The sequence below is a fragment of the Acrocarpospora sp. B8E8 genome (assembly GCF_039871605.1).
Taxonomy (GTDB): Bacteria; Actinomycetota; Actinomycetes; order Streptosporangiales; family Streptosporangiaceae; genus Acrocarpospora; species Acrocarpospora macrocephala.
The window spans coordinates 190,605-212,859 of record NZ_JBDPLV010000004.1 but is presented as its reverse complement, the minus strand read 5'-3'; the positions used below and the strand labels follow the sequence as shown (position 1 = coordinate 212,859).

At 68.7% G+C, this 22,255-nt stretch carries 17 protein-coding genes; 10 read left to right on the top strand and 7 right to left on the bottom strand.

Annotation, left to right across the window (positions count from 1 at the left end; all coding sequences use genetic code 11):
- Positions 1–4: 4 nt before the first annotated feature.
- The 4 genes from thrC to groL all read left to right on the top strand — a co-directional run bounded on the left by thrC (position 5) and on the right by groL (position 4,761).
- Positions 5–1,249, top strand: a complete 1,245-nt coding sequence (gene thrC, locus ABGB08_RS06190) for a threonine synthase (RefSeq protein ID WP_347587193.1) — start codon at positions 5–7, stop codon at positions 1,247–1,249.
- 31 nt (positions 1,250–1,280) lie between these two features.
- Positions 1,281–1,556: a MoaD/ThiS family protein gene (locus ABGB08_RS06185; protein WP_155361582.1), complete on the top strand. Its 276-nt coding sequence runs from the start codon at positions 1,281–1,283 to the stop codon at positions 1,554–1,556.
- A 334-nt stretch (positions 1,557–1,890) separates the two neighbouring features.
- Positions 1,891–2,091 carry a cold-shock protein gene (locus ABGB08_RS06180; protein ID WP_030452168.1) on the top strand — a complete coding sequence of 67 codons (201 nt, stop codon included), beginning with the start codon at positions 1,891–1,893 and terminating at the stop codon, positions 2,089–2,091.
- A gap of 1,038 nt (positions 2,092–3,129) precedes the next feature.
- The gene (gene groL / locus ABGB08_RS06175; protein ID WP_347587190.1) at positions 3,130–4,761 is read left to right on the top strand and encodes a chaperonin GroEL; all 1,632 of its coding nucleotides are present in this window, start codon (positions 3,130–3,132) and stop codon (positions 4,759–4,761) included.
- A 300-nt stretch (positions 4,762–5,061) separates the two neighbouring features.
- On the opposite strand, the gene ABGB08_RS06170 is transcribed toward groL, so the two are convergent.
- Positions 5,062–5,487, bottom strand: a complete 426-nt coding sequence (locus ABGB08_RS06170; protein WP_155358974.1) for a GNAT family N-acetyltransferase — start codon at positions 5,485–5,487, stop codon at positions 5,062–5,064.
- A 123-nt stretch (positions 5,488–5,610) separates the two neighbouring features.
- Here ABGB08_RS06170 and ABGB08_RS06165 point away from each other — a divergent pair, with 123 nt between their 5' ends.
- Complete coding sequence (locus tag ABGB08_RS06165) at positions 5,611–6,006, top strand: hypothetical protein (RefSeq protein ID WP_347587188.1); 396 nt, start codon at positions 5,611–5,613, stop codon at positions 6,004–6,006.
- A 588-nt stretch (positions 6,007–6,594) separates the two neighbouring features.
- On the opposite strand, the gene ABGB08_RS06160 is transcribed toward ABGB08_RS06165, so the two are convergent.
- Positions 6,595–8,625 (bottom strand): ATP-binding domain-containing protein, encoded by a 2,031-nt coding sequence (locus ABGB08_RS06160; protein ID WP_347587186.1) that lies wholly within the window; start codon positions 8,623–8,625, stop codon positions 6,595–6,597.
- A 218-nt stretch (positions 8,626–8,843) separates the two neighbouring features.
- Here ABGB08_RS06160 and ABGB08_RS06155 point away from each other — a divergent pair, with 218 nt between their 5' ends.
- Positions 8,844–9,116, top strand: a complete 273-nt coding sequence (locus ABGB08_RS06155; protein ID WP_347587184.1) for a hypothetical protein — start codon at positions 8,844–8,846, stop codon at positions 9,114–9,116.
- Between the two features lie 230 nt (positions 9,117–9,346).
- Here ABGB08_RS06155 and ABGB08_RS06150 read toward each other — a convergent pair whose 3' ends face one another.
- The gene (locus ABGB08_RS06150) at positions 9,347–10,987 is read right to left on the bottom strand and encodes a DNA repair helicase XPB (RefSeq protein WP_347587182.1); all 1,641 of its coding nucleotides are present in this window, start codon (positions 10,985–10,987) and stop codon (positions 9,347–9,349) included.
- Positions 10,988–11,283: 296 nt separating this feature from the next.
- Positions 11,284–13,638: a helicase C-terminal domain-containing protein gene (locus ABGB08_RS06145; RefSeq protein WP_347587180.1), complete on the bottom strand. Its 2,355-nt coding sequence runs from the start codon at positions 13,636–13,638 to the stop codon at positions 11,284–11,286.
- Positions 13,639–13,721: 83 nt separating this feature from the next.
- Between ABGB08_RS06145 and ABGB08_RS06140 the strand changes: the two genes are divergently transcribed.
- The gene (locus tag ABGB08_RS06140) at positions 13,722–14,567 is read left to right on the top strand and encodes a hypothetical protein (RefSeq protein ID WP_347587178.1); all 846 of its coding nucleotides are present in this window, start codon (positions 13,722–13,724) and stop codon (positions 14,565–14,567) included.
- A gap of 1 nt (position 14,568) precedes the next feature.
- Here ABGB08_RS06140 and ABGB08_RS06135 read toward each other — a convergent pair whose 3' ends face one another.
- A complete protein-coding gene (locus tag ABGB08_RS06135; RefSeq protein WP_347587176.1) occupies positions 14,569–15,189 on the bottom strand; it encodes a helix-turn-helix domain-containing protein in 621 nt (206 codons plus the stop codon).
- Between the two features lie 320 nt (positions 15,190–15,509).
- Here ABGB08_RS06135 and ABGB08_RS06130 point away from each other — a divergent pair, with 320 nt between their 5' ends.
- The gene (locus ABGB08_RS06130) at positions 15,510–15,908 is read left to right on the top strand and encodes a cold-shock protein (protein WP_155349839.1); all 399 of its coding nucleotides are present in this window, start codon (positions 15,510–15,512) and stop codon (positions 15,906–15,908) included.
- On the opposite strand, the gene ABGB08_RS06125 is transcribed toward ABGB08_RS06130, so the two are convergent.
- Positions 15,905–17,212 (bottom strand): MFS transporter, encoded by a 1,308-nt coding sequence (locus tag ABGB08_RS06125; RefSeq protein ID WP_347587174.1) that lies wholly within the window; start codon positions 17,210–17,212, stop codon positions 15,905–15,907. The two genes, ABGB08_RS06130 and ABGB08_RS06125, sit on opposite strands and share 4 nt — an antisense overlap.
- Before the next feature lie 186 nt (positions 17,213–17,398).
- Between ABGB08_RS06125 and ABGB08_RS06120 the strand changes: the two genes are divergently transcribed.
- On the top strand, positions 17,399–18,199 hold the full coding sequence (locus ABGB08_RS06120; protein ID WP_347587172.1) for a DUF3027 domain-containing protein: 801 nt from the start codon (positions 17,399–17,401) through the stop codon (positions 18,197–18,199).
- A 124-nt stretch (positions 18,200–18,323) separates the two neighbouring features.
- Positions 18,324–21,872, top strand: coding sequence for a hypothetical protein (locus ABGB08_RS06115; protein WP_347587170.1), 3,549 nt, complete (start codon positions 18,324–18,326; stop codon positions 21,870–21,872).
- 52 nt (positions 21,873–21,924) lie between these two features.
- Here ABGB08_RS06115 and ABGB08_RS06110 read toward each other — a convergent pair whose 3' ends face one another.
- A complete protein-coding gene (locus ABGB08_RS06110) occupies positions 21,925–22,155 on the bottom strand; it encodes a DUF2530 domain-containing protein (RefSeq protein ID WP_347587168.1) in 231 nt (76 codons plus the stop codon).
- Positions 22,156–22,255: the final 100 nt, after the last annotated feature.

Below are 22,255 nucleotides of genomic sequence, written 5' to 3'. Positions count from 1 at the left end.
CTTCATGGCGCTCAGCACCGACTTCGGACCCGCTACCGCTCTCTCCTGCCGCGAATGCGGAACCCGCTATGACATCGGCCCGAATTTCGCTTGTATCGAGTGTTTCGGGCCACTTGAGGTGGCATACGAGTTCGGGCCCGTGACCCGCGCGGACATCGAATCAGGTCCGACCAATATCTGGCGGTACCGGAGCCTGCTCCCCGTCCCCGTGGATGTGGCGGCCAAGCCCAACATGCAGCCCGGCTGGACCAAGCTCGTCAAGGCCGACAACCTGGCCGGCGAGCTGGGCATGCGCTCCCTGTACGTGAAGGACGACTCCGGCAACCCCACCCACTCCTTCAAGGACCGGGTGGTGGCCATCGCCGTCGAGGCGGCCAGGAACTTCGGCTTCACCACGCTGTCCTGCTCGTCGACGGGCAACCTGGCGGGCGCGGTCGGCGCGGCCGCGGCCCGGGCCGGGTTGGATTCGTGCGTGTTCGTCCCCGCCAACCTGGAAGAAGCCAAGATCGTCGTGGCGTCGGTGTACGGCGGGCGGCTGGTTGGGATCGACGGGACCTACGACGAGGTCAACCGGTTCTGCTCGGAGCTCATCGGGGACTCGCTCGGGGAGAAGTGGGGCTTCGTCAACGTCAACCTGCGGCCGTACTACGCGGAGGGGTCCAAAACTCTGGCGTACGAGATAGCCGAGCAGTTGGGCTGGCGCATTCCCGATCAGATCGTCATTCCGGTCGCGTCGGGCTCCCAGCTGACCAAAATCGACAAGGGGTTCAAGGAGCTCATCCGGCTCGGTCTGGTCGAGGAGAAGGAGTACCGGATCTTCGCGGCCCAGGCCGAAGGGTGCTCGCCGGTGTCGACCGCGTACAAGGCCGGGCACGACGTGGTCCAGCCGGTCCGGCCGAACACCATCGCCAAGTCGCTGGCCATCGGGAACCCCGCCGACGGCCCCTACGTGCTGGACATCGCGCGGCGCACCGGCGGCGCCGTGGAGGACGTCACCGACCCCGAGATCGTGGCCGCGATCCGGCTGCTGGCCAGGACCGAGGGCGTGTTCGCGGAGACCGCCGGCGGCGTGGTCCTCGGCGTGACCCGCAAACTGGTGGAGAACGGCCAGCTCGACCCCGGCGCGGAGACGGTGATCCTCAACACGGGCGAAGGCCTCAAGACCCTGGACGCCGTCTCGGCCGAGGCCCGTCCGGCGGCGGTTATCCGCCCGTCCCTCGACGCATTTCGTACGGCTTTCGCCAACTAACTGATTCCGAACAACGAAAGAGGGCGGCCAAATGAGTGTTTCGGTGCGGATTCCGACGATTCTTCGTACCTACACCGGGGGCGCGTCGGAGGTGGCCGGAGAAGGCGGAACGCTCCGCGAGGTCCTGCTCAAGCTGGACGCGGACTACCCCGGCATCGGTGCCAGGATCCTCGATGAATCGGGCAAGATCCGGCGTTTTGTCAACGTCTACGTGGGGGAAGAGGACGTCCGATTCTCCGACGGACTGGAGACTTCGACGCCGGACGGGGCACAGATTTCGGTGATCCCGGCGGTGGCCGGGGGCTGACCTCGAACGTCCCCTGCACACCCACGCACTCCTACAGTGCGTGGGTGTTTCCGTGTTGACATGGGGTTCTATCGTTATCGAAGCTTAATCGGTGCTATGGCATATGGTGCATTTCGCGACTATGTAATCACAAATCCAAAATCCGGCCTTCTTGGAAGCGTGTTCTGCCGCAATCGAAGTGCGGATTGACTCTGTTGTCCCACCGCTTGCTACAGGTATGGTCGAGAACGATCGACGTGGCCGGAGAGAGCGTAATCCTTCCGGCCCGAAAGGTCACGGACCATGCGGTGGAATGGGCATGGTCCGTCGCCAGCCCAGCAAGAGGAGTCGGAAAGTGGCGCAGGGCACCGTCAAATGGTTTAACGCGGACAAGGGCTACGGCTTCATCGCGGTAGACGGTGGTAAGGACGTTTTCGTCCATTACTCGGCAATCATGATGGACGGCTACAAGGCCCTTGAGCAGGGCCAGCGAGTAGAGTTCGACATCACCCAGGGTCAGAAGGGCCCGCAGGCGGAGGCTGTCCGGACCGTCTGATCCAGGCAACGACGAGAGAGCCCGGAGGCCGCGTGGGGCGGCACCCGGGCTCTGCCGTGTCTATGGCCGATCCTCCGGATCGGCGGGCTTGCAATGACATTGCCGCGCCTTCGGCACGGCGGGCTTGGCCGCCTTCAGCCTGCGTCTTCCCTCGTCACTCCGGCCGCTCCGCGACCTGCGTTCCTCAGTCCAGACACAGGCGCGGCCAAGCCGGGACATACGACCTATGGCGCGGGGGTTGCCGGGGATTCGCGTGGTGCTTGTGCCCAGAGGTTCTCCCACCCACCCAGCCCTTTGATTGCCGGGCTTGGCCCGCTCCCGCCATCGCGGTGTCTGGGGGTGGTTCTCCCACCCGTCCGGCCCTTTGATTGCCGGGCTTGGCCCGCTCCCGCCATCGCGGTATCCGGGGTGGTTTACCCACCCACCTAGCCTTCTGATTGGCCTCCGGGCTCCGCCCGCTCCCGTCATTCGCCCTGGCCGTCGCTTCGAAACGGCAGCTACGACGCGGTGGTCCCCTCCACCCATCCTTTGCCCCTTCATTCGGGACACCACCGGGATGGCGGGGTCGGGCGGAGCCCGATGGGAGACAAAGGGTTGGGTGGGTGGGGGAACCACCGCGCTATGACAAGTCGCTTCCCGAGGGCAACCACGGCGATGGCGGGGTCGGGCGGAGCCCGAGGGGAAACGAAGGGCTGGGTGGGTGGGATACCCCCACTCGGATCAAGTTGCCGCTTCATCCGAGCGACCACGGGGATGACAGAGCGAGCAGAGTCCGAGGGACGCGAAGGGTTGGGTGGGAGATGCTGTCCAAGGGGTTGGGTGGATTCTCCCTGGTTGGGGCATATCCGTACTGGTCAGCATGGCTTTCGCTTGCACTCACACGGGGAGAGTGCTAAACAGATGGTTGGCACTCCCCAGCTGGGAGTGCCAATAACGGGATCGGGACGACGGGGTCCGCCGAAGGGATATGCGGCCCCATGCCGTCGCGGGCGTCGGCTCGGTCCGCTGAAGCCACCCTCTACTGGGAGGTCTAGCCTTATGGCAGCCAAGATGATCGCGTTTGACGAGGAAGCCCGGCGCGGTCTTGAGCGCGGTATGAACCAGCTCGCCGACGCCGTCAAGGTGACCTTGGGCCCCAAGGGCCGCAACGTCGTGCTGGAGAAGAAGTGGGGCGCCCCCACGATCACCAACGATGGTGTCTCCATCGCCAAGGAGATCGAGCTTGAGGACCCGTGGGAGAAGATCGGGGCCGAGCTGGTCAAGGAAGTCGCCAAGAAGACCGATGACGTCGCGGGTGACGGCACCACCACCGCCACCGTGCTGGCCCAGGCCCTGGTTCGTGAGGGTCTGCGCAACGTCGCCGCCGGCGCCAACCCGATGGCCCTGAAGAAGGGTATCGAGGCGGCCGTCGAGCGGGTCAGCGAGGAGCTCTCCAAGCTGGCCAAGGATGTGGAGACCAAGGAGCAGATCGCCTCCACCGCCTCCATCTCCGCCGGTGACACCGAGATCGGCGAGCTGATCGCCGAGGCGATGGACAAGGTCGGCAAGGAAGGCGTCATCACGGTCGAGGAGAGCAACGCCTTCGGGCTGGAGCTCGAGCTCACCGAGGGTATGCGCTTTGACAAGGGTTACAACTCGGGTTACTTCGTGACCGACCCCGAGCGCATGGAGGCGGTCCTGGAGGACCCCTACATTCTCGTGGTCAACTCCAAGGTCTCGGCCAACAAGGACCTGCTGCCCCTGCTCGACAAGGTCGTCCAGGCCGGCAAGCCGCTCCTGATCATCGCTGAGGACGTCGAGGGCGAAGCCCTCGCCACCCTGGTGGTCAACAAGATCCGCGGCCTGTTCCGCTCGGTGGCCGTCAAGGCCCCCGGCTTCGGCGACCGCCGCAAGGCCATGCTGGGCGACATCGCCACCCTCACCGGCGGCCAGGTCGTCAGCGAGGAGGTCGGCCTCAAGCTCGAGTCCGCCACCCTCGACGTGCTCGGCAAGGCCCGCAAGGTCGTCGTCACCAAGGACGAGACCACCATCGTGGACGGCGCCGGTGACGCCGAGGCGATCGCTGGCCGGGTCAACCAGATCCGCGCCGAGATCGAGAACACCGACTCCGACTACGACCGCGAGAAGCTCCAGGAGCGCCTCGCCAAGCTCGCCGGCGGCGTCGCCGTCATCAAGGCGGGCGCGGCCACCGAGGTCGAGCTCAAGGAGCGCAAGCACCGCATCGAGGACGCCGTCCGCAACGCCAAGGCGGCCGTCGAGGAGGGCATCGTCCCCGGCGGCGGCGTCGCGCTGCTCCAGGCCAGTGCCCAGGCGTTCGACAAGCTCGAACTCACCGGCGACGAGGCCACCGGCGCCGCGATCGTCAAGAAGGCGCTTGAGGAGCCCCTCAAGCAGATCGCCGTCAACGCCGGCCTCGAAGGCGGCGTCGTGGTGGAGAAGGTCCGCAACCTTCCCCCGGGCGAGGGCCTCAACGCCGCCACCGGTGAGTACGTGAACATGTTCGACACCGGCATCATCGACCCGGCCAAGGTCACCCGCTCCGCCCTGCAGAACGCCGCCTCCATCGCGGCGCTCTTCCTGACCACCGAGGCCGTCATCGCCGAGAAGCCGGAGAAGAACCCTGCTCCGGCCGGCGGCGGCATGCCCGGCGGCGGAGACATGGACTTCTAACCAGGTCCCACCTCCCACGATCAGGCGGTCCCACCCCGGGACCGCCTTTTTGTGTGTACGCCCGGCATAGGTGATTAATTGAGCCTCGACGGAAGGGTTGGTGCCGACTCCGATCCGAAGGCAACTGCATCATCTTTAATGCGGGGTGCGAGAACGAAGGGCCACGCGGCGCGCGCCGAACTTGCCCCCGCGCCGAACTTGCCCCCTCGGCGCGCGTGCTCCCGATCCGGTCGACGTGACGACGTGCCCATCTCCGGCGGTGTGAGAGGGGGGTCGGGCGCCCCAACCCCTAGTCGATTCTCACTCCAGCGCTTTGATCCAGCGGCCCCACTGCGGTTGTGGTCCGTAACCCGCCGCCTTCCAGGCATGATGGGCGAGCTCGTTCTCGTGGAGCACCATGGCGTCCACGCGGAACGCGGCGAAGGCCGTGAACCGCTGCTCGGCTGTCACGATCAGGGCTGAGGCGATCCCGCGTCGACGGAATGCCGGGGACACCGCGAGGCGGTAGAGGTGCGCCCGCCAGCCGTCCCAACCAGCGATCAATGTTCCCACCAGCACGCCGCCGATCTCGCCGATCAGCAATGACTCAGGGTCTCGCTCGATCAGGGCCGCCACTTTCGCCGGATCGTCGTGCCGGTCGGTTCCCTCGGCTGCCTGGCGCCAGAATTCCAGAACTGCCGGGATGTCCTCTTCGCGGCCATAGCGAATTACAAGCTCATCGTCCACAGCGGGACCCTAACGCGAGCGTTCGACCTACTGGTCACGATGGTCAGCGGTAGGGCGCTCGGGCGTGCGCGCCGATCCCCATTCACCTGGGACGCGTTCGCGGCCAGGAGGTAGAGCGCTCGGGTGCGTGCCAGTCCGTCGGCAAGGACTGCTGCACGGCAGCACACACCCACGGCCGACTCGTTCGCATCGCTCGCCTGCGACCTGTGGGTCTCCCCGGTCAACCTCGCCTGGCGTCTCTACAACCTCGGACTGATCGACCGCCACCAGTGTGACGCTTTCGTACGCACACGTTCACTGGACGCCGCCGTCCTGACCAACCGCCTGGACTCCTACTGGGAGTGGCTCACCACAGCTGGCCAGCCCCGACTCCCCGTTCCCCTCCTGCGCACCTCATTCCAGGCCTACCGGGACGGCAAGACCACACTTCGCCCCTTCGCCAACCTCCTGGGCACCCAGACCACAACTGCGCGCGCGGCGCTGGACGGAACCAGAGAGGAATCTCCGATCTCCTCGTGATCCTTTGTTGTGGGGGTTCTCAGAATCGGGTAGGCGCCAGGGCGGCGCATACATCGGCGCGACGGGCGAGCGCCTCAGGTACGCGATCGTGCTTGCGCGCCCATTGGGTGGCTTCGGGGGAGAGGTAGCCCAGGACCCGGATGATGCTCGCGTGGTCGGCTGCGAGATGCCGACCGTGTACGGCCTCGTGGTGGGCGATGCGATTGCGGAAGAGCCGAAGGTGGTACAGGTCACTTCGAGACAGTGGAGCAACCCGTAGAAGGCGGTTGAGATCTCGATGTTCCAGGCGTAGAGCCTGAGTCCCGTAGACCGGTCTCCGTTGAAGGCCGCTCGGTAGGGGCGCAAACGTTCGACGGAGATCGCCGATTCGACGGCGTGATCGAGGGCGGGGTTCACTGCTGGCCTTTCCGCGCTGTTCATCATGCGCTACCATGGGTGACGGAAGCCCCGGGATTAGCCTCTGCATGCAAGCTCCCCGGGGCAAGCTCTTTTTGGGCTGATTGGGAGGCGCGGACTCCCTGTATGCCCTTCGTTGCTAAACGTTAGCCCTCCGAACCCACGTTCGGAGGGCTTTTGTGTTGTTGGGGATCACTGGGCTAGTTCGGGAGGGAGAGGGGTCGTGTGGAGGATCGTCAGGGTTGTTACGGCGCGGGTGAGGGCGACGTACAGGCGGGAGAGGCCCTGGGGTTCTGCGGTGGTAATGGTAGTGGGGTCTACCAGGATTACGTGATCGTATTCGAGGCCCTTGGCCAGGGAGGCGGGGATGAGGAGCACTCGGTGATCTGTGGGTGCGTCGGGGGTGAGGATCTCGTGAGGGAGGGTGAGGGTGGTGGAGATTTCGGTGGTCAGGGAGTCGGGGGTGATGACGCCGATGGAACCCTCGCGGGTGAGGGTCTGAGTGATGGTTTGGGTCAGGGCTGATCCGAGGTCGTCGGTTTGGTGGATGGTGAGGGAGCCGGGGCCGGGGCGGAGGGAGCGGGGTGGGGCCAGGTCGGGGGCGATGGTGGGGAGGAGGCGGGCGGCGTAGTCGAGGACTTCGCGGGGGACGCGGAAGCCGAGGGTGAGTTCGGTGATGGCGGTTTCGGTGCCGCCGGAGCGTTGTGAGTCCTTTTCGAAGCCGAGGTGGTGCAGGACGGTCTGCCAGGAGCGGGCCGACCAAGGGGTGGTGCCTTGGGCCAGGTCGCCGAGGACGGTGGCGGAGCCGGTGCGGCAGCGGCGGCCGAGGGCGCGCAGTTGCATCGCGGACAGGTCCTGGGCCTCGTCGACCACCAGGTGGCCGTGGGACGGGGTGCGGTCCATCAGGTCGGCGAGTTCGTCGAGGAGGGCGGCGTCGGCGGCGGTCCATTTGGCCGAGCGGAACGACTTGGCGGGCTTGGGCCACAGCAGGGCCTGCTGCTCCAGCGGGGTCAGGTCGGATTTGGCGGCCTGGGCGAGGAAGGCGGAGTCGCTCAGCAGGCGATGCAGGACCTGTTCCGGCGTGAGTTTGGGCCACGTCTGGTCGATGACCTGCTTGACGGGCTTGGAGCGGGCGACGGCGTCCTGGACGCGGTCGTCGGGGGACTCGCCGCGGCGCTCCATCTGGACCAGGATCGCATGGGCCAGCCGCTGGGCCAGGGCCGTACGCCCGGGGTTGTAGCGGGTTGTGCCGCGCAGGGAGGCCACGATCTCGCGGACTTCGTAGTCGGCGACGCGGTAACGGTTGACGCCCCGGGTGACCAGGACGCCTTCCTCGGGCTTGGTGACGTGCAGCCAGAGGGCGCGCCTGAGCACGGGCGCCATCCGGGCGTCGGCCTTGATGGTGGCGATGGCGGGGTCCTCGGGGTGGGCGTGGTCGCCGAGGATGCCGGCCACGGTGGTCTGGTCGACCTTGACCTCGCCGAGGGCGGGCAGCACCGAGGAGATGTAGGACAGGAAGGCGCGGTTCGGGCCCACGATCATCACGCCGGAGCGGGACAGCTTCTCGCGGTGGGTGAACAGCAGGTAGGCGGCTCGGTGCAGGCCGACGGCGGTTTTGCCGGTGCCGGGGGCGCCCTGGACGCAGACGGTCACGCCCAGGTCGGCGCGGACGATCTCGTCCTGGTCGGGCTGGATGGTGGCGACGATGTCGCGCATCGGGCCGGTGCGGGGGCGTTCGATCTCGTCGGTGAGGATCTTGGAGGTGCCGAGCGTGCCGCCGTGGGTGAGGTCCTCATCTTCGAAGGCGGTGAGTTCTCCGGCCTGGTAGCCGAACCGGCGCCGTCGCGAGACGCCCATCGGCTCGGCGGGGCTGGCCTGGTAGAACGCCCGGGAGACGGGGGCGCGCCAGTCGATGACGAGCGCCTGGCCCGCTCCGTCGTGTACGTGTCGCCGGCCGACGTGCAGCGTTCCCGGGAGTTCGTCGGCGGGAGCCGTACCGCGATCCAGGCGGCCGAAGAAGAGCGGGGTGTCGGGGTGGTCGGCGAGGGCGGCCACCCGCTGGTCGAGCAGGCCCTGCAGGACCTGCCGGGAGACCCAGTCGCCGGCGGCGTCGGAGGAGAGCGACTGGACGTGTACGCGCATCGCGGTGAGGGCGGCGCGGGAGATCGCGAGATGTTCCCGTTCCGCCGCGAGTATGTCGGGGGCCAGCTGGTGGGCGGGCATGCCGGAGCTCCTGTCGGGGTGGTGGTCAAGGCAGCGAAACACAAGAGCTTACTCATGCGCGAGGAAGACACCAACCGAGTTTCCGGCGCGCTGACCAGGTGTTCTCCGGTTAAAGCCGACCGGAACGCCGGGGGAAGGGCCAGGTAGCGGGTGTTGTCGTTTCTTTGCCCGGGTACCTGGTAGGGATGACGCGGACGTGGGTGTCGCCGGTGATACCGATGGTCGCGAGCTTGTTGCTCGCCGCCCTGTGGGGTTTGTCGGTGTTCGCGGGGTGGGGGCTAGAGGCGTTCTGCTCCGACGGGGAGAACCGCAAGGCGTGCGCGCAGCGGCTTGACATGGTTTCCTCGGTTTCGGGGCTGTTCGCGGTGGTCGCGGCGAGTGCCACCGTGGCGGCCTGGCTGACCCGGCGGGCGGGGTTGCTGCCGGTCGCGCTGGTGGCGTGGGTGGTGGCCGAGGGAGTGCTGTTCGTGGGCGGGATGGCCGCGCAGTAATCTCCCGAATACCCTGCGAAACCTTATTGAATCGGCATGGGAAATGCGCGAAAAAGATGCGCAAATCGCGTGATTAGGTTGGACAATAGGGGTATGCCCGGAACCGGGCTTGTCTGGTAATTCTTGGCTGAGGGGGCCAAGGCGCGAGGGGGTGATGCGGTTGACTCGGGCCGGCGGAATTTCGTGGACATAACTATTGTTGCCCGGCGGGGTGCGCCCCGCCGGGTTTGTCATGTCAGGACGTCGTCGGCGTCGATGATCTGGTAGGCATAGCCCTGTTCCGCGAGGAATCGTTGCCGATGCGCGGCGAACTCCTGATCTACCGTGTCGCGGCTCACCACCGAGTAGAACCGCGCGCCGCCCCCGCTGGCCTTCGGCCGCAGCACCCGCCCGAGGCGCTGCGCCTCCTCCTGCCGTGACCCGAACGTCCCGGAGACCTGGATGGCCACCGCCGCCTCCGGCAGGTCGATGGAGAAGTTGGCCACCTTCGACACGACCAGGACCTGGATCTCCTTGTCGCGGAAGGCCTGGTAGAGGCGTTCCCGCTCGCGCACTCGGGTCTCGCCCTTGATGACCGGAGCGTCCAGGTGCGCGGCGAGCTCGTCGAGCTGGTCGATGTACTGCCCGATGACCAGGACCTGCTCGCCCGCGTGACGCCGCACCAGGGCCTCGGTGACGCGGGTCTTGGACGGCGTGGTCGCGCAGAAGCGATACCGCTCCTCGCTGTCGGACATCGCGTAGGCGAGGCGTTCCTCGTCTGTGAGGGTGACCCGGACCTCGACGCAGTCGGCGGGGGCGATCCAGCCCTGGTTCTCCATCTCCTTCCACGGCGCGTCATACCGTTTCGGGCCGATCAGGGAGAAGACATCGCCTTCCCGGCCGTCCTCGCGTACCAGGGTGGCGGTCAGGCCGACCCGGCGGCGGGCCTGCAGGTCGGCGGTCATCCGGAAGATCGGCGCGGGCAGCAGGTGCACCTCGTCGTAGACGATCAGCCCCCAGTCGCGGGCGTCGAACAGCTCCAGATGCCGGTACGCCCCCTGCCGCTTGGCCGTCATGACCTGGTAGGTGGCGATGGTGACCGGACGGATCTCCTTCTTGGTCCCCGTGTACTCGCCGATCTCGTCGGCCGTCAGCGACGTGCGTTTGAGCAGCTCCTGCTTCCACTGGTGCACGCTCACCGTGTTGGTCACCAGGATCAGCGTGGTCGCCTGCGCCCGGGCCATGGCCGCCGCGCCGACGATGGTCTTGCCCGCGCCGCACGGCAGCACGACCACGCCGGAGCCGCCGTGCCAGAACGCGTCGGCCGCTTCCCGCTGGTAGGAGCGCAGCTCCCAGCCCTCCTCGGTGAGCAGGATCGGATGGGCCTCGCCGTCCACGTATCCGGCCAGGTCCTCGGCCGGCCAGCCCAGCTTGAGCAGGGCCTGCTTGATGTTGCCGCGCTCGCTGGGATGCACGACCACTGTGTCGTCCGGGAGGCGCTCGCCGAGCATCGGCTGGATCTTCCTGGAGCGCAGCACCTCCTCCAGGACGGCTCGGTCGGTGCTGGTGAGGACCAGGCCGTGGGTGGGGTGTTTGTCCAGCTTGAGGCGGCCGTACCGGGCCATGGTCTCGGCCACGTCCACGAGCAGCGCGTGCGGCACCGGGTAGCGGCTGAAGCTGATCAGGGCGTCGATCACCTGCTCGGCGTCGTGCCCGGCGGCGCGGGCGTTCCACAGCGCCAGCGGCGTCACACGGTAGGTGTGCACGTGCTCGGGCGCGCGCTCCAGCTCGGCGAACGGCGCGATCGCCTTCCTGCACTCGTCGGCCCGCTCATGATCCACTTCGAGCAGCAAGGTCTTGTCCGACTGAACGATCAACGGGCCGTCATTCACAGGTGTCCCCCATCTCCGGCGTACCGCCTATCCAACACCCGGGCAGCCGGAATGAGTCCCACTTTGCTCACTACTGGTCGCAGGCCCAGAGCCGATGGGTCCACACATACCACGACACGTCGCGACATGTGTGGAACCCACCTCGCCGATCATGAAGGTCAGTCGCCAATCCAACCCCTGCCGGCAGATCATGGAATAGCGCCATTTCCGGAGAAGTCGTCTTTCCTGACATGACGCGGAAAGTTCTCGCGGATTGGTAATGACTCTGCCTGACGAATCACCCGCCGACAACGGAATTAATTCACGTCCGCCACACCGGTGATGCGATGCAACGCGAAGCGGTGGATGGCGGCGCGGGTCTCGTCGTACGCGGTGAGATAGCCGCCCTCCATCCGTGCGGGTTCGAGGATCCGGCTGGTCGCCTGGCCCTGCGAGTCGAGGTAGCCGATCCAGACGCGGGTGCCCTGGCGGATGGCCTCCTGAAGGGCGGTGATGGTCGCGGTGGCGGGGGAGCGGGGAAGGGCGCCGTCGGGTTCGCCGCGGGGTTCGAGGCGGGACAGATGGGCGGCGTCCCCGGCCCGGATGGCGCGGATGGCCGCGGCGACGACTTCGGGTTCGGGGCCGTGGAAGCCGTTGACGGCGCGGGCCGGCGGGCTCTCGGTCCTGCGGGCGTTGGGGCGGGAGATCACGACGTCGCCGTCCAGAGATTCGGCGACGGGCGCGTAACCCATGGCGCGGAGCGAGTCGATCAGGGTCGCCCGGGAGGTCTTGGAGGCCACCACGGTGGGGGCCAGGCGGCGCAGCCGCAGCGCGTTGGAGCGGCGGTCGGCGAGAACCTCTTCCAGGACGGCGGGGTCGTCACAACGGATGTACGCCGACGCCGTCCCGACCCTGAGGCGGCCGTGGCGGCGGGCCACGTCGCCGACGAGATAGGTGAGGGGCTGCGGCACGGGGGTCGCGGAGTGGCGTTCCAGCATGGCAAGGAACTCTCCGGCGGACTGCCCGGCGTCCAGGACACGGCGGACCGAGCTTTCCGAGAACCGGTAGACGGTCGCGCCGCCCTTGGACTCGATGTCGGCGGCGAGGGCCAGCCAGCGGCCGAGCTCGCTGGTGAGCGGGCCGGGCGCGACGGCGGTGAGGTCGGCTTGGAGCAGCACCCGGTCGACGGGTTCCGGGAGGAGCGGGGCCAGCGCGGCGGCCGCCTCGGTTCGACCGCCGTCAAGCAGCGCCCGTCCGTGCGCGGACATCGCACCGAGCCCGGTCACGCCGATGAGCTCGGCCTCGCGCAGGGTGAACTCGGTGAATTCGGTACGGTAGCCGCCACGGCGGCGGGGTTGTTCCCAGGCCAGGCGATCCAGCACCGACTCGGCCGAGGGAGCCAGGCCGGGCTCGGCCGAGACGAGGACCGCGAGCGTCTTTCCCCGCACCTCGGCGGCGGCCGACCTGCGCAGATCGGGGTGGAGGGCGTTCAGCAGGCGATCCTTCTCGTCGCGGCCTCCCGCGAGCCCCGGCGCCCGGTCCGAGGTCAGCCAGGCCGCGGCCAGCGTTCCCCAGCGATCCTCGGTCGTCCGGACCCGCCAGGTGTCGTAGGCGGACGTCGGCAGCCACTCGCCGTCGACCGACCCGCCCGAGGCGATCAACCCGGCCGCGTGCGTGATCTCCACGATGAACGCCGCCGCCCATTCGGGCACGTCCAGCGACTGCGCGGTCCTTTTCAGATCCCGTACGGCCAGACCGCCCGTCCGCAACACCCCAGGAGCCTCCACGCTCCACAACTCGCACAGTTCCTCGACCGAGCGCACGAAGCCGAACGCCTGCCCCGCCGCCGTACGGTCGGCGCGGTCCTGGTCGCGGGGGATGCCGTCGAGCGACGGCGGAACCGGGGACAGGTCACGGTGCAGGCAGCCGTCGCGCAGCACCAGCCCGACCTCGCGCGGCAGCGCCACGCTCTCCTCGCCGGTGGCGCCGAGCAGGCCGCGCGCCAGCAACTCCTCGATCGGCGACTGGGCGCCGGCCACCCGGACCTCCCGGCGCGCGTTCGGCACCCGCCCGCTGGACGGTCCCCAGGCGAGCTCGTCGAGCGCTGCCCTGGCTTGTGGTGAAATTTCGCCCAATAGCCGCCGCACGTTGGCGGGATCGGCGAACAGCTTCGCCAGCCGATCGCGGGGTGCGCCCCTGCCCGGAGTGGAAATGTCGTCCAATATGACCTCGACGGCCTCCGGGGCGTGGTGCCGGAAGACGTCGGCGACCGGGGGGCCGAGCCCGGCAGGAGGGTCCAGAGCCGCTGTAACGCCAGGGGCGAGCCGCAATGTCGTGTCCGACCCGTGGACCAGGGCCATGGTTCTCAGGCGCTCCAGGGCCCTATCTAGGGCTTGGTCGACCTCACTGGCGGACGCAGTACCACACCGGAGCAGCTGGGCGCGGAGATCGGGCAGCGGGCCCGGGCTGAGCGCCAGGGTCTCGGCCACCGCGAGAGTGAAACGGTCGAGCCGGTCCAGCGCGCGGCCCAACGCCGACGGGGTTCCCGCGCGGGAGGCCAGACCGGTCACATGGGCGGGGACCGGGGTGATCAGTTCAGGGCGGGACATGGCGAGGTCGCGCAGCTGCTCGTCGGTTCGGCTGCGCAGCCACTCAGTGAACGTCTCGCTCATTACTTCCATCGTATGAGCTGCGACCGACATGATTTCGCGGGCAACAGTCGCGTACTTCCGGGCGCTGGGGCAGACTGGCGTGCGTGATCGAGCGCGCCGACCAGCTCGTCCTGGAGTTCGTCAGCAAGGTCGCGGACGCGGCCCACGGCCGGATGCGGCCAGAACAGCGGCTCGACTTCGTCCGCCGGGTTCGCGAGCGGGTGGACGAGGAGCGCGCCGGCAGCGAGGATGCCAAGGCCGTGGCCAGGATCCTGGCCAGATTCGGCACCCCGGAACAGCTGGTCGACCGCGAAGCACGCCGATTAGCCGGGCAATCCGGCGAACCTCCGCAGACCCGGGTGTTCCCCGTGGACGACGCCGAGCCGCCCCGACGCCGCTCGACGCCCACGCCGCCCGGGGTCATGCACTACCGGCAGGAGGCGCGCCGGCACCTGGCCGACAGGGGCGGGCGCAAGCCGTCCGCGTTCAGCCGGATTCGCGACGCCGCGATGGCGGGCGGGAACCCGATGGCCACCGACGGCAGGGACGCCTGGTCGATCTTCGCCAACAACCGCAGGGAGACGGTCGGGCTCGGGCTTTTCGTGTTCGCCGCCCTGCTCGTCCCGTTCCGCCTGCCGACCGTGGCGATCTTCCCGGTGTCGGGGCTGATCTGGGCGGTGGGCGCGGTGGTCGTGCTGGCCAGCGAGGGCTGGGTGTTCGGCGACCGGCTGATCGGCCTGTCCGCGCCGGTCGCCGCCTATCTGTTCGGCGGCGGCGCGCTCGCCCTGGTCCGTTTCCAGGGCGATCTCGCCAGGTTCCTCGTCGAGTTCCACGGCGTCAGCGGGGTCATGTTCATCATCGGCACGGCGGCCGGGGTGACCTGGCTGATCTACCGCTTGTTCGACCCACCTCCACCGCCGCCGTCCCGCACGCTCCGGGTGACTCGGTAGCTCAGACGGCCGCGGCCGCGGGTTGGGGCAGCAGGCCGAGCGCGAGCCGTACCCAAGAAGCCACGAACCTGTCCCTGTCCGCGCGGCCGGGTGGTTCCCCCACGGTCTCCTCGAAGAGGCGGTAGTGGACCACGGCGCCGCCCAGGACCGCGCCGATCCCGGACCAGTCCAGGCCGGCCTCCCGGTATTCCGGCTGCGCCTCGAACCAGGTCGTGATCGAATCGAACATCGGCTGCAGCAGGCCCTCGCGGACCACGCCCACCAGCTCGGGGAACTGGCTCAGATCGCGGAAGAAGACCCGGGTCAGCTCGCTCTCCTCGCGGACCTTGGCCAGTCCTGACCGGCACAGTTCGGCCAGGCGCTCCTCGACCGCGACGGTCGGGCCGGCCGCGTGCACCTCGGCGAGCGCCTCGGCGATCTGCTGCCTGGTCCTGGTGGCGTGCTCGTTCATGGCGGCGGCGAGCACCTCGTACTTGGACTTGAAGTGCCGGTAGAGCCCGCCGGCGCCGGGCGACAGACCCGAGGCGGCCTCGATCTCGGCCACGGACGTGGCCGCGTAGCCCCGCTCGGCGAACAGCCGCAGGGCCTCATCGATGATCCGCTCGCGCGTGGATCTGCTCATGGGAATGCCGCCTACCTCCGCCACCCAGCGTAGACGGTCAATGTTTCCGCCGTAGCCCCATTGATAAGTGGCTGCTTTCGCGGATAAACCGGTTACCCGTAGACGTATCCGTTTTGGCATCCTGTACGGGTGCACTCCACCGGAAACGTCGTCCACGAGGCGAGACCGGGCCGCCGCGGCCGGCGCCGTGGCGACCCGCCAGACCGCCGCGTCGACGGCGATTCGGGCGTAATTTCCAGGCGTTCCGGCGGTCCCATGCCGCCTCAGTGGGCATAACCTACATCCATTCCTTTCACGACAGTCTGAACGAGGTCACTCCTGTGCCCAGCGGCAAGGTCAAGTGGTACGACGAGACCAAAGGTTTCGGTTTCCTCACCCGCGACGACGGCGGTGAGGTCTTCGTGCATTCATCCGCGTTGCCCAAAGGCGTGGATGTCCTCAAGCCAGGACAGAAGGTCGAGTTCGGCGTGGCGGAGGGCCGCCGCGGGCAGCAGGCCCTGTCCGTACGGGTCCTGGAGCAGCCGCCGACGCTCGCCAAAACCGCCCGGCCGAAGGGCAAGCGCAAGAAGCCGGACGAGATGGTCGTCATCGTCGAAGACCTGATCAAGCTGCTGGACGACATCTCGACGTCCTACCAGAAGGGCAAGCAGCCCGACCCGGTGCACGCCAAGAAGGTCGCGAGCGTGCTGCGGGCCGTCGCGGACGACATCGACGGTTAGAACGGATTGGTCAGCGGCTTCGTGTCCGTTGGTGCGGGGAGCCGTACCGGCTTGGCGCGGAGCCGCCTGCGCCTGCTCGCGATCAGCCAGCCGAGCGAGAGCCCCAGCACCACCGCCATCACCGTGAAACCGGCGGGGCCGTGGACGAACAGCGACAACATCAGCCCGATCAGGCCGCCGAACACCCAGGCGATCTGGAGCAGCGCCTCGACCACGCCGAAGGTGGAGGAGAGCACCTCCTCGCCGATCTCGCGCTGCACGATGGCGTCCAGGGCGAGCTTGCCCAGGCCCTGCGCGAACGCGCCGACCAGGGCGACGGCGACGGCCGTCCACAGGGTGAAGTAGAAGGCGGCCACGATCGTGGTGATCGTGGTCAGCGCGAGCGTGGCCAGCACGATCAGCTGCGGGGAGCGTGACTTGGCCCAGGAGGCGACGGCCGCGCCCATCAGGCCGCCCCCGCCCGCGGCGGCGGCCAGCAGGCCGATCGTGATCTCGGGCGCGAGGCCGGGCAGATGCTTGTCCTGGACCAGGAAGAGCAGGAAGAACACCAGGAATCCGGCTTGCACGCGGATCGCGGCGTTGGCCCGCATGGCCTCGCCGACGACCGGGCCGACGTTGAACCAGGTGCGCCAGTGCGGGGCGGGGGTGTCCTCGTCCTGTTCGGGGGAGTCGACGTGGCGCGGGAGCCGTACCGCGACGACGCCGCAGACCAGGAACAGCGCCATCGCGCCGCGCAGCACCCATTCCGCGCCGATCCAGGCGGTCAGCCCCGCCGCGGTGCCCGCCGCGCCGCCGGCCGCGACCAGGGCGAACAGGGCGACTCTGGCGTTGGCGGTGACCAGTGTGATGTCGGCGGGGAGCACGCTCGGCATGATCGCGGCGCGGGAGACGTTGTAGGCCTTGGACAGGACGAGGACGGCGAGGGCGGCGGGGAAGAGGGACAGCGTGTCGCCGTACACGACCGATGAGGCCATGCCCCAGCAGAGGAGGCCTCTGGCGAAGAGGGTGCCTGCCATGACATAGCGGCGTCCGGACCGGAATCGGTCGAGAACTGGGCCGACAAAAGGGGCGACCACCGTGAACGGGACCATCGTGATGAGCAAGTAGAGGGCCACCTGGCCGCGCGCCTGGCCGACCGGCAGGCCGAAGAACAGCGCTCCCGCCAGGGAAACGGTGATGAACGCGTCCCCGGCGCTGTGCGCCGCCGTCAGCTCGATCAATCTTCCCAGACCGGTGCGTCCCGCGCCTTGCGCGTAGGTCAGCCGCCGGGTCGCCTGCCCGACCCGCCGTCCGGTCCTGGCCACCGACTTTCCCGCTCGGGCCGTCGCCCCCGCGGCGGTACGGCTCGCGCGGGCGGTCCCCCGACCTGCGCGCCGAACTCGCTCCCAAACACCCGCCACAGGTGGCGCTCCCTTCCCCGTACGTTCGAAAATCCAGTCTTACTGACCGAGTCGGGTGCTGTCCGCTCCTGGCGTGGGTGAAAATAAAGTGTGAGTCGCACCCGGATCAGAAGCTCGGCAGCCGACCAGGCCTGCGCCGCCGCCGTCGACCTGGCCAGGCTGGGCGCTGAGGAGATCGCCAGGCCCGGCGAGGTGGGCGAACATCTGGGCTTCGACAGCGAGGGCGACCGGGTCGTCACCCATTATTTCGCCTGTCTGGATCGGGCCTACCAGGGCTGGCGCTGGGCGATCACCGTCGCGCGCGCGTCGCGTGCCCGAAATGTCACGATAAGTGAGACGGTGCTGCTGCCCGGCAGCGGCGCGTTGCTCGCGCCGACCTGGGTGCCGTGGAACCAACGGCTCCGCCCCGGCGACCTGGGCGTGGGCGATCTGCTCCCCGCCGAGGCCGACGACGACCGGCTGGCCCCCGGTTTCACCGAAACCGACGACGACACCGACCACCAGATGATTTTTGAGTACGGTCTGGGCCGGGCTCGGGTCCTCTCCGCCATAGGGCGTGACCTGGCCGTCCAGCGCTGGCACAACGGCGACCCCGGCCCCGACACGCCACTCGCCGCCGCCGCGCCCGCGCAGTGCTCGACGTGCGGGTTCTACTGGCCGCTGGCGGGTGCGCTCCGGCTCGGGTTCGGGGTCTGCGCCAATGAGTACGCGCCTGATGACGGCCGCGTCGTCGCCGCCGATCACGGTTGCGGGGCTCACTCGGAGGCGACGACAGTCCCCTCTATGACCCCTGATCAGGCCCAGCCCATCCTCGACGACCTCGGCTACGACCCAATGCCCGCCGACGAAAACGCCGAGGCCCCCAAAACCCCGGACGAACCGGACGCCTGACGTTTCCTCTGATGGGTAGCGTTGAGATGAAGTGACCTTGACGAAGATCTTGGCTGAGGCGAGGAATGTCGGGCCGGGGCGCTAACCTACGTTCGCTGTGTCAGCCCCCTCCCGAGAGCGTGAAATGAACGACTTCTTCGGCACCACGCGCCTGCGCGAGACCGTTCTCGCCGCCTGGGCTGCCTCTCCTGCCCGATTCCGGGAGGATGCCAACGCCGAAGAGGACTTCGCGCTCGGCGGGTATCGTGACCGGCTGATCGTCGAACTCGCGCAGAACGCGGCCGACGCCGCCCTGCGCGCGGGGGTTCCCGGGCGGCTGCGGCTGTCCTTGCGCGATGGTGTCCTGGAAGCGGTCAACACCGGCGCTCCGCTGGACGCGGCCGGGGTCGAGGGCCTGTCCACCCTGCGGGTTTCGGCGAAACGCGATGAGATCGGCGCGGCTGGCCGTTTCGGTGTGGGTTTCGCCGCTGTCGTCTCGGTTTGTGACTCCCCGTCGGTGTTCTCCCGCTCCACCGGCGGAGTCCGCTGGTCCCGCGAGGAAACCAGTGCCCTGGTCGCCGCCCAGCCCACTCTCAGCACCGAACTGACCGACCGCGCCGGACATGTCCCGCTCCTGCGCCTCCCGTTCCCGATGGACCCCGCGCCCGTCCCCGACGGCTTCGAGACTCTGGTACGGCTCCCGCTCCGCGACAAGGTCGCCGAACAGGCCGTCCGCCAAATGCTGGAGGAGACCAGCCCGGCCCTCCCGCTCGTGATGCCCGCCCTCTCCGTCATCGAGATCGAACTCGACGGCGAGGTCCGCACGGTCACCGGCGACGGCTGGCACGTCATCACCGCCACCGGCTCCTTCACCCCCGAACAGATCGCCGAACTCTACGCCGACCGCCCCACCGAGGAACGCGCCCGCCCGTTCTGGCAGGTCCGCTGGGCCGTCCCGGTCGTTCAGATCCCGGGGGCGTCGGACTCAGGTCTTCCCGGCCCAGAGGAGTCGGCGCCGGAAGGAGGGCTTGGGGGTTCCGCCGCTGGTCATGGCTCGGCCGCATCCGGGTGGCTGTCGACGGGCGGCTTGGCTGTTGATCGCGAATCGGGTTCGGCTGGTGAGCCTCGGCCTTTGCCGAGGGACGTTCCGGCCGTTATCCATGCGCCCACACCGAGTGAGGAAGCGCTAGACCTGCCCGCCTTGTTGATCGCCACGTTCCCGCTGGCGACCGACCGGCGGCATGTGGCGACCGGCCCGCTGACCGACTTCCTCATCCGCCGGGCCGCCGAACTGTATGTGCTGCTGCTTCGGCAACTGCCGCGCACCCCCCGGCTGCTGGACCTGGTGCCCGGCATGCTGGGCAAGGGAGAACTCGACGCGGCCATCCGCCGGGAGATCGTCGGGCTCCTGCCCGGGGCACCGCTGCTACCCGCGCTGTCCGCTCCCACGGATCCAGATGGCGAGGATCAGTTCCGGACCACGTTGAATCGTCGCTGGGCCACGGATCTTCCTGTCGGAAGTGATGCATATCAGCGAATGTCCCAGCTTGTCGCAGAGACGGATGGGTCGCTGTCGCTCAGCGCGTCCGGCGAGCCGCGAGACGGGTCGTCCGGTGGGCCGCGTGACGGAGCCAGCGCGCCAACCCTTGCCTCGCCCAGCGCCTCCGGCGATGAGGCGCTCGGTGGGCGGAGTGCGTCAAGCCCTGCCTCGCCCAGCGTCTCCGGCGATGGCTCGCCCGGTGGGTCGTTTGTTGTTGCTGGGCGGGAGGCTCGGGCGGTTGCCGGGGCTGGGGAGTTTCTGGAGAAGGTCGCGGACATGGTGCCGGGGCTGTTGCCTGCGGGGTGGTCGTCGCGGCATCCGGCGTTGACCACGCTGGGTGTGCGGCGGGTGGAGTTGGCCGACGTCGTCGACATGTTGTCGGGGGACGAGGTGGCCGATCGGGATCCCTCCTGGTGGCGGTCGCTGTATGAGGTGCTGCCCGCTGACGATCCGGAGGCGATCGGGGCGATCGCGGTGCCGCTGGCCGATGGGCGCCTGGTCCGGGGGGCGCGAGGCACGCTGCTGCTGACCGAAGGCGGGCTCGATCCGGCCGCGCTGGCTCCGCTGGGGTTGCGGATCGTGCATCCGGATGCGGCGCACCAATTGTTGCTTCGCTTGGGTGCGGGTGAGGCCACTCCCCGTACCGTCCTGGAGGACCCGATCACGCACGCGGCCGTGACCGAATCGGCCGGAAGCGCGGATCCCGAGCCGGTCGCGCAGGCCGTGCTCGCGCTCGTGGACGCGGCCGGATTGTCGGCCGGGGAGGCGCCCTGGCTGGCCGAACTCGCGCTTCGCGGCGCGGACGGCGCTGTCTACACCGCCGGTGAGCTGCTGCTGGAAGGCGGCGACCTGGCCAAGCTCATCGACCTGGAAGCGCCTTTCGCCGCCCCCGACCTGGTCGAGAAATACGGCTCCCGGGTGCTCGCCGCGGCGGGCGTGCTCGACGGGTTCGCCGTCGTCAACGACTCCGACGTCCTGCTCGACCCGGACGAATGCGACCACGACCTCGACCGCGAGGACGAGTGGCTCGACGCGGTCCTCGACCTGCTCCCCGAATTCGACGTGCCGCCCGTGGCCCGCGAGTTCACCGCCATCCGCGACCTGGAGTATGTCGCCGACTGGCGCGCCGCCCTCGCCCTGCTGTCCCGGCCGCCCCTGCGCGCCGCGCTCCTCCCGCTCCGCGTCCTGGTCGCGGGCGAGGTCGTCGAAGTCCCCTCGTACACGGCCTGGTGGCTCTCCCGGAATCCGGTCCTGGACGGCAAACCCCCGACCTCCCTGCGCCTCCCGTCCGGCGACCCGCTCCTGTTCGGCCTGTACGCCGACGCTCCAGCAGACGTGGACGAAACCGCGCTGACCATGATCGGCGTCCGTTCCACCCTGCCGGAGCTGCTGGCTTCGCACGGCGGCCCGGAAGAACTCCTCGACCTCATGGCCGACCCCGCCATCGAACTCGACCGCCCCCAGCTACGCGCCCTCTGGATGGCCATCGCCGGAGTGGACCCCTCCCGCGTCCGCCCGCCGTCAGCCGTCCGCTCCATCCTCAACGGCACGATCGTCGTCACCGACGCGGAAGATGGCCACGTCCTCATCTCGCCCCCAGCCGAGCCCACCCCCGGCTCCCAAGCGGATGAAGCGGCTCCCCGCTCCCGAGACGCAGCCGGCCCTCGAGCGGGCGATGCCACGTCCGGCTCCCGAGCGGGTGACTCCGTCCCCGGCCCCGACGCCCCGGCAGGTGAGCCCGTCATCGTCGAAGCCCCCGACCTCCTGGCCCTGGTGGCCGACCGCCCCCTGATCCTGGCCCCCTTCGACCTGGCCGAAGCCCTCTCCGAAGTCCTCGACCTCCCCCTGGTAGGCGAGATCGTCACCGGCGACGTCACCTCCACCGGCACAGAACGCCCGGTCCCCCCTCAAGTCCACACCCTCCTCCCCACCGCCCCCGCCACCTACATCGCCCACGAAGAACTCCTCGTCGACGGCAGACCGATCCCCTGGCGCTTCTTCGACGGCAAAGTCCACGCCTCCAGCGTCGAAGGCCTCGCGCGCGGCCTCGCCTGGGCCTCCGGCCAATGGGGCGACCGCCTAGCCGTCGCAGCCCTCCTCCGCGACCCCGAACGCGTCCCGCTACTCCTGGCCGAGGCCGATCTGGACAGCTGATATCCGGCCGGTTTGGGTGATCGGCGAGAGTGGGCTCGGGTTTGTCGCGTTGCTACTTCGCGGTATCGCGTGATCGCTCTCGCTGATCGCGGCGGTACACGTAGATGAGTCCGAAGCCACCCATGCCCATGCCAGCCACGCAGGTCCAGATCCACCAGCTCTGAGCTGGGCGGATGATGAGGAGAACCACGAGGGCGATCGCCCAGAGACCGATGCCGGCGAGGATGGTGGCGCTGTCGTTGGTCTGGAGCGGCTCCGGGTCCGGTTTGCGTGGCGGCTTCATTCGATCAGCCTAAGCGACCAGGTCAACGGGTGGATGAGCGCAAGCCGTACACGAATCGATCACGAAAGAATCACTTCGGTCTCCTGGGTCTTTTCGCAGC